The following is an 838-nucleotide window of genomic DNA, read 5'->3' on the forward strand; positions in this document are numbered from 1 at the left end:
GTGTCCACACAGATTTCTTGTTTTAGATTGTTAAAGAGCGTTGACCGCGTTGGGTCGGGGCTGATGCTTCATCAGCTCAGGGTCGTGCATTTTACGCATTTCCCGTTTGGCGTCAAGGAGTTTTTAACACTTCTTTTCGCTGTCGATTTAAGCGCCATTCTCAACAGAGAGTAACAATCTCAAATCAATCCGACTCGGTGGTTAGCTTTCGCTGTCTGCCGTGTCAGTGGATGCGCATTATAGGGAGTTTCGCCGAGGGCGCAAGGGCTTTTTTGAAGAAAATGCCTCTTTATTTTTATACCTGAATTAAGCACATACTGCCCACCAATTACCCCCAGAGTTATCCACAACCCAGGTGTTTTACATGCACAATGGGGTACCGAAAGAATGACTGCAACCGCAGTCCTGAAGCTGGCTGAACGCCTTGCAAGAGCCGGCGGCCAAGACAATTACGGCATAATATCGCTAACCTGAGGTATGGTATTGATGAAATGTCACAGGAAAACAGTGATTGAAACTCAACACCCGAACGGATGGCAAACTCATTCGCCGTCCTCGCGGCCATAGATCCAAGCTTGCATGGCAGAGACCAACACTGACCTTTCCCCCAGATTTAACACCATGACGAATGTGAGATTTCCGATTACGCTAGTAACCAGGAGATCTGACAATGAAGAAGAAACGTTTTACGGAAGAGCAAATCATAGGTGTCCTCAAGGAGCATGAATCCGGCTGCAAGGTCGAAGACATTTGCCGGCGTTACGGCATTGCCCAAGGCACCTTTTATCGCTGGAAATCCAAGTACGGTGGCATGGAAGTTAGCGACGCCAAGCGCCTG

The 838-nt window shown here is 48.3% G+C and carries 1 protein-coding gene; it reads left to right on the forward strand.

Going from position 1 to position 838, the window contains the following annotated elements; all coding sequences use genetic code 11:
• Positions 1–670 precede the first annotated feature (670 nt).
• On the forward strand, positions 671–838 hold a 168-nt coding region (locus tag LZP73_RS19185; protein ID WP_234236512.1), incomplete at its 3' end, for a transposase.

Source organism: Shewanella sp. AS16 (assembly GCF_021412365.1).
GTDB classification, from domain to species: Bacteria; Pseudomonadota; Gammaproteobacteria; order Enterobacterales; family Shewanellaceae; genus Shewanella; species Shewanella salipaludis.